A 6,568-nucleotide genomic window follows, 5' to 3' on the forward strand; every position below is an offset into this window, starting at 1 on the left:
ACTCCAGCATTCAAGTATTATCTACCTTCATAAGTTTGAAACCAACGATTCATTTGTCCAAGAATGTCGGCCATCGCTTGATGGTTTGTTAAAGACGGAAGTTGCACCAAGAGTGGCTGTTTTGGACTTGAAGTTTCTTCCCCTTTTTTCTGAAGGACTAAAATGCTTTTAACATTCCTCGATGATTTAAAAATGGATTCCGGTAATCGAAGGACCCCAACGATATGTGCGTGTTCCTTCAAATAACGATTTAACTGTTCGGATTGATCACTTGTGAAAAGGAAATCAGGAATAACGAATATTAGGAACCCTGCTTCTTTCGTGTATTTCAAACTTTGTTCAATGAACAAATGATGTGAATAGGAATGCCCACTTCCCGCCTTCAACTTATAATCATTTGCTCGAATATCATCCGGATAATACCCAACTGGCAAGTCAGCTACAATCAAATCAACTGGGTCAATCAGAAACGGTGCCAAACTATCTTGATGGAAAAACTCAATTTCCTTCTTCAATAAATTGGCACTGCTTACGGCAAGCTGAATCAGCGTTGGATCTACCTCACTTGCATAAGCTGTCTGTTTTTGTGACAGTTGCTCCATGACTGTAAAAAGTAAATTGCCCGTACCTCCTGCTGGGTCGAAGATACGGATTTCTTGTTTATTCTTCATTAATTGATCCGCCAAATAGGCAACGATGAGTCCGATAGATTCCGGAGTCATGACATGTTGTTCTTGGACAGAATCTTTCATTCCTTTTAAAATAGCCAACTGGAGCGCCTTTTTAAGGTCGGTAGTCGAGTATTTAATTTCTCCCAGCTCGTCCAATGCATCATTCAGCTTCTTAGTTAATATGTCGTTGAATTCTTCGTTGGGTGAATCAAAAAACACCGTGTCCATTACTTCACTGAGACTATCTAAATACGGTTCATCCATATGAGCTTGAATTATTTCTGTTGTCTTCTCAAACCATTTAAAAAGTTGTTCTACTGTTGACTTTTCCATTCCATACCTCCACTAAACATCATATCCTTTGCATGAAAAATCTCTCTCGCGTCGCCTTGAGAGAGATTGAATTTACTTCGCTTGTTTGACAGCTTCTAAAGCAGCGTCGTAATCCGGATGGTTTGAAACCTCGTCAACATACTCCACATAGGTCACCACATCATTTGAATCGACAACAAAGATCGATCTTGTGAGTAAACGCAGCTCTTTGATAAGTACACCGTACTTTTCACCAAAGTCCCCATCGCGGTGGTCAGACAATGTGTCCAGGTTTTTGATGCCTTCTGCTGCGCACCAGCGTTTCTGAGCAAATGGCAAGTCCATACTAATCGTTAGAACTTGAACATTATCCAGCTTTTCCGCTTCCTCATTAAAAGTTCTTGTCTGCTTTGAGCAAACTCCTGTATCAATAGAAGGTACAACACTGATCAGCTTTACTTTTCCTTTGTATTCATCAAGAGATACTTCTTGTAGATCATTTGTGAGTACTGTAAAATTAGGGGCCTTGTCTCCAACCTTGATTTCTTTACCTACTAAAGTAACTGGATCATGATGGAATGTAATTTGCTTCATTTGTATCCTTCCTCCCATTATCTTTCTTTCCACTATTATGAAGAATCCTTTAATCATTGTCCAATATTTCACACCTGGAAGGAAGTGTACATGTTAAATTGTTACTTGTCTAAATATCAAAATTAATCGGATTTGTTTTTTCTTCTTTTCCACCCTTTTCTTTTTTCTCATTCCTTGATCCTTTATCTTTTATCATTTTTTCAACTTTCTCAATCACTTGCGGAGTCATATCTAGAAATTTCTCATAGAGATGGCTATTCTGATCAAGACGAACCATCTTCACATTTTCGTCCTTTATAATTAAAAAAGCTATCGGTGTAAGGGATACCCCACCACCACTTCCACCTCCAAATGGTAACGTTGCATCACTTTCGTTCGATTGAGAATTAAACTCACTACCTCCTGCAGCAAATCCGAATCCCACTTTGGAAACTGGTATAATGGTACTTCCATCTGGAGTTTCAATCGGGTCACCGATTATCGTGTTCGTCTCTACTAAAGATTGTAAACTTTCCATCGCAGTCGTCATTAAGCCTTGAATTGGATGTTCTTCCATATTTCATTACCTCCATCAATATTAATTTAGTTTTTGTAATTCCAACTTCAACTTCCTATACGTACGGAAGTTTAGAATCAGTTTGCAATCAAACTTCGAATAAAATCCCTCACCATGATAATTTGGTTGTACTTTCATGACGGGGTGCTGCACTGCTTTGAAATAGTTTGTCAACGCATGAACTGCCATTTCTTTTCCTGCCCAAATAAAACCTGTTAAGATTCCCGTAAAATGAGCTTCGCCAATACCGATTCCTGTCTCCCATTTTAGATTCTCCACTTTAATTTTTCTTAATAAAGGGAGTGACTCTCTCCACGCTACCGGAGATTTAGATGGGAAAGCAGCATCTTCATCTTCTAAAAAATCGGTTAATATCGGCAAATAAAAAGTATGCGACCACCAACGTACCTTAAACAATAAAACAGTTATCTTGATTCGATGGGTGTCAGTAAAGTTAATTCGGTAGTTTATATGGACTTGGAATCTAAGTAATATAAACAATAGGACAAGCAAGCAGACAATCAAGCAGAAAATTACAGACCAAATCATATCTCTTAATCCTTTTCCTTGAGTTCTATCGGCATTCCTCCCTATCCTAGTATGGATACAGAGAATCTGATTCTCTAACATCAGATTGAAATACCATCGATTACCACTTAGCTTGTCTATATATCAATTTTTTTATCCTATTAAGTATAAAATTGGATAATTTTATTTGAGATGATATGATGAAAATACAATGAGATTTGGGGAGGTTTTCCAATTTGGCACATAGGAATCATTTATATTTCTACTATCTTAAAGATGAAGATACAGACGAAAAAGTGTCACAGCTAACTGAAGTTGCTCAAAGTAAGGGTTACAAAATTGTTGATCATACGGATGAAGCAAACATTATTGTGAGTATTGGCGGTGATGGTACCTTTCTTCAGGCCGTAAGAAAGAGCGGCTTCCGACAAGATGCCCTTTATGTAGGCATTACCCGTGAAGGGGAGTCCGGACTATATTGTGATTTCAATTTAGATAACTTTAATGAAATGCTCCATCTTCTCATGCATGAAGAATTGGAGGTACGCCGATTCCCAGTAATTAAAACACGCATCAATAATGGAACCGATCATTATTGTTTAAATGAGGTCAGCATACGCTCAACTATTGTTAAAACAATTGTCATAGATGTACTTATCGACGATTGTCATTTTGAAACTTTCCGTGGGGACGGGTTAATTGTTTCCACCCCTACTGGAAGTACAGCTTATAACAAATCTGCAAACGGAGCGGTCGTTGACCCTCTTATTCCTAGCTTTCAAGTTTCTGAAGTCGCTTCATTAAATAATAATCAATATCGTACACTCGGTTCCTCTTTTATTTTGAATAAAGACCGGAAATTAACGTTAAACATTCAATCGACTGGAAATGATCATCCAATAATCAGTTTGGACAATGAAGCAAATCCAATACGTAAAATTGATTCCATAGAGGTTGAAATGGATGATGCGGTTATTAAAACAGTGAAATTAAAAAACAATTCCTTCTGGGATAGAGTAAAAAGAACTTTTCTATAGTAGTAGTATTTACCAATAGACTAAAGTCTATATCAAAAAGCAGGACGTTCATCCTTTGTATTGGATGGTCGTCCTGCTTTTGCCTATCTAGGCTAGTACTCATTTGTTAATGTTAATTAACTATTTTAATTGTTGTTGTGCCATGGAAACTAGTCTTTTGGTAATTTCTCCTCCAACAGATCCATTAGCACGAGAAGTAGTGTCAGCACCCAGGTTTACACCAAATTCCTGAGCAATTTCGTATTTCATTTGTTCTAAAGCTTGTTCTACACCAGGGACTAGCAATTGATTTGAGTTATTATTGTTAGCCATGTAGCTCACCTCCTTGGTAAACATAGATTGTGTAATTTGGAGGTAAAACATACATAACTACTATTAACAGTTCTTGGAAATAAATCTAGATTAATCCACGATATTAAAACAGATCCTCAAACTCTGATTCCTGTTGTTTCGATGTAATCTTTATCGTTTCAATACCTTCAATCGCTTCATTAATTGATTCACTAAAATCATGACGAGCCTCGTAAGCATTTACTTTATCACGTCTAGGTTTGGTTTTAGGAGATTTTGGAACAAAGATTGTACAGCAATCCTCATAAGGTAAGATTGATATATCATAAGTTCCAATCTTCCTGGATATAGCAATGACTTCTTCCTTATCCATCGCAACCAATGGTCTGATTATCGGATAGTTGGTCACTTCATTGATCGTATGCATACTTTCCATTGTCTGACTCGCAACTTGTCCTAAGTTCTCACCAGTCGTCAATGATAAAATTCCTTCCTGTTGGCAAACAGCTTCCGCAATTCGGAACATCATACGTCTCATAATAGTCATGCCATAGTTTTCCGGCATCTCACGAAAGATTTCCTGCTGGAGTTTCGTAAAAGGCACAATATGGACACGAATGGATTTCCCATATTTGGTCAATTGCTTAGTAAGGTCAAGAACTTTTTGTTTTGCCCGTTCACTAGTATATGGAGGTGAGTGAAAATGGATTGCTTCCAATTGAACCCCGCGCTTCATTGCTAGATATCCAGCAACAGGGCTGTCGATACCACCTGATAGAAGCAATAATGATTTTCCTGAAGTTCCGACTGGTAAACCACCAGCTCCAGGAACATTTTCCGAAGTGATATACGTTGCTTCGGCACGAATTTCAACCTTCACTTCCACATCTGGATGATGTACATCGACGGTAATATCATCCGTATTTACTAAAAGATGTGTTCCAAGCAATTGATTCATTTCAGATGAACCATGCGGAAACTGTTTATTTACACGTTTCACACTAACTTTGAATGTCTTTACATCCTTCGCTTTCTTTAAAGCATATAAAGCAGCCTCTTTAATTTGCTCAACATCATTGTCAACTTTAATTGCTAACGATAAACTATGGATTCCAAATACCTTTTTACAGATATCCATAATCGGTTCAGGGTCATGTCCATTCAAAAGAATAAACATTCTTCCTTGGGTCCGCTTAATTTTAACTTGGGGAAATTCTTTTAATTTAGCAAGAAGGTTTTCCTGCAATGTCAAGATGAAACTGCGCATATTTTTCCCCTTTAACGCCATTTCACCATACCGAATCAATATATGTTCATATTCCATATTATCTACCTCAAGACTTGTTTAAATTGATTTAAAGATCTACTGAATACATCAATAAATCTTTTCATTTCTTCCATTGTATTGTCATAAGAAAGACTAATCCTTAGGCCGGAAATAGCAACATCTCGAGAAAAACCGCAAGCTACTAAAATTTTGCTTTCATCTTTTTGTTTCGATGAGCATGCTGATTTTGTAGAGATATAAATGCCTTCTTCTCCAAGCATATGGATCATCACTTCCGGTTTGAGACCAGGCACTGAAATATTAAGAATATGTGGTGCGCCATCTTCCGGACTATTTATAATTACGTCATCAAATTGCTTCAATTCTTTCCACAAATAATCACGCATTTCTTTTAAGTGGTTGGCATACTGTTTTTCTTTTTCATGGATAAGGCGCAATGCTTTCACCATGGAAACTGCTCCTGCCACATTTTCCGTGCCAGAACGAAGCCCATTTTCTTGGCCACCACCATGAAACAACGGAAATAATTTCGTTGTTTTATTTACAAATAGGATACCAGTACCTTTTAACCCATGAATCTTATGGCCAGAGAACGTACAGAGATCGATACCTGACTCATAAATATTAACTGGTACTTTTCCTAAGCTCTGAACTGCATCAACATGGAAAAACAATTTAGGATATTGACGTAGTATTTTACCGATCTCCTCTATAGGCTGAATGGATCCAATTTCATTATTCACATGCATGATACTAACGAGAATCGTATCTTCTCGAATTGCTCTTTTAAGATCCTCTAAATTGATAATTCCCTTTTCATCAACCGGAAGCATGGTAATTTCAAACCCTAGTTTCTCTAGACTTTGACAAGCTTCTTCAACAGATGGATGCTCAATCGCCGTTGTTATAATGTGTTTTCCACGATTTTGATGTTCCAGTGCAATTCCTTTTATGGCAATATTATTTCCTTCTGTTCCTCCAGATGTGAATATAATTTCGTTCGCTTCAACTTGCAGGATGGATGCTGCTTGCTCTTTAGCCTTTTGTAAAAGCTTTTCTGTTGTTCCCCCCAATTGGTGAATGGAGGATGGATTTGCAAAAAACTTTTCAGAAGTTTTTTGAAAGCTCTCGATGACTGCTGAATCTGGCTTTGTGGTTGCACTATTGTCTAGGTAAATCATATTTCCTCCCCCTCGTATATTATGTTTAGGCCTACATTTTCCGCCTATTATTTCCTTGTAATTCACCCTGTTGATATGTCAAATGACTTGGACGCTCTGGGATATTCCTA

Annotated in this window: 8 protein-coding genes; 1 reads left to right on the plus strand and 7 read right to left on the minus strand. The window is 37.5% G+C overall.

Going from position 1 to position 6,568, the window contains the following annotated elements; all coding sequences use genetic code 11:
* Nucleotides 1–17: 17 nt before the first annotated feature.
* From ACFSBH_RS07840 to ACFSBH_RS07855, 4 genes are all read right to left on the minus strand, one after another.
* Nucleotides 18–1,004 carry a class I SAM-dependent methyltransferase gene (locus ACFSBH_RS07840; RefSeq protein ID WP_251515040.1) on the minus strand — a complete coding sequence of 329 codons (987 nt, stop codon included), beginning with the start codon at nt 1,002–1,004 and terminating at the stop codon, nt 18–20.
* 72 nt (nt 1,005–1,076) lie between these two features.
* Nucleotides 1,077–1,577 (minus strand): thiol peroxidase, encoded by a 501-nt coding sequence (tpx, locus tag ACFSBH_RS07845; RefSeq protein WP_251515041.1) that lies wholly within the window; start codon nt 1,575–1,577, stop codon nt 1,077–1,079.
* Nucleotides 1,578–1,686: 109 nt separating this feature from the next.
* Nucleotides 1,687–2,133: a GerW family sporulation protein gene (ytfJ, locus tag ACFSBH_RS07850; protein WP_251515042.1), complete on the minus strand. Its 447-nt coding sequence runs from the start codon at nt 2,131–2,133 to the stop codon at nt 1,687–1,689.
* 21 nt (nt 2,134–2,154) lie between these two features.
* Nucleotides 2,155–2,682, minus strand: coding sequence for a DUF2953 domain-containing protein (locus tag ACFSBH_RS07855; RefSeq protein ID WP_379596979.1), 528 nt, complete (start codon nt 2,680–2,682; stop codon nt 2,155–2,157).
* 215 nt (nt 2,683–2,897) lie between these two features.
* Here ACFSBH_RS07855 and ACFSBH_RS07860 point away from each other — a divergent pair, with 215 nt between their 5' ends.
* Entirely contained in the window at nt 2,898–3,698 is an 801-nt protein-coding gene (locus tag ACFSBH_RS07860) for an NAD kinase (RefSeq protein WP_379596981.1), read from the plus strand.
* 120 nt (nt 3,699–3,818) lie between these two features.
* On the opposite strand, the gene ACFSBH_RS07865 is transcribed toward ACFSBH_RS07860, so the two are convergent.
* The 3 genes from ACFSBH_RS07865 to ACFSBH_RS07875 all read right to left on the minus strand — a co-directional run bounded on the left by ACFSBH_RS07865 (nt 3,819) and on the right by ACFSBH_RS07875 (nt 6,458).
* The gene (locus tag ACFSBH_RS07865; RefSeq protein ID WP_251515045.1) at nt 3,819–4,010 is read right to left on the minus strand and encodes an alpha/beta-type small acid-soluble spore protein; all 192 of its coding nucleotides are present in this window, start codon (nt 4,008–4,010) and stop codon (nt 3,819–3,821) included.
* 103 nt (nt 4,011–4,113) lie between these two features.
* The gene (thiI, locus tag ACFSBH_RS07870) at nt 4,114–5,313 is read right to left on the minus strand and encodes a tRNA uracil 4-sulfurtransferase ThiI (protein ID WP_251515046.1); all 1,200 of its coding nucleotides are present in this window, start codon (nt 5,311–5,313) and stop codon (nt 4,114–4,116) included.
* Between the two features lie 5 nt (nt 5,314–5,318).
* Nucleotides 5,319–6,458, minus strand: a complete 1,140-nt coding sequence (locus tag ACFSBH_RS07875) for a cysteine desulfurase family protein (RefSeq protein ID WP_251515047.1) — start codon at nt 6,456–6,458, stop codon at nt 5,319–5,321.
* Between the last annotated feature and the right edge of the window lie 110 nt (nt 6,459–6,568).

Source organism: Oceanobacillus luteolus (genome assembly GCF_042678205.1).
In the GTDB taxonomy this organism is placed as follows: domain Bacteria; phylum Bacillota; class Bacilli; order Bacillales; family Amphibacillaceae; genus Oceanobacillus; species Oceanobacillus luteolus.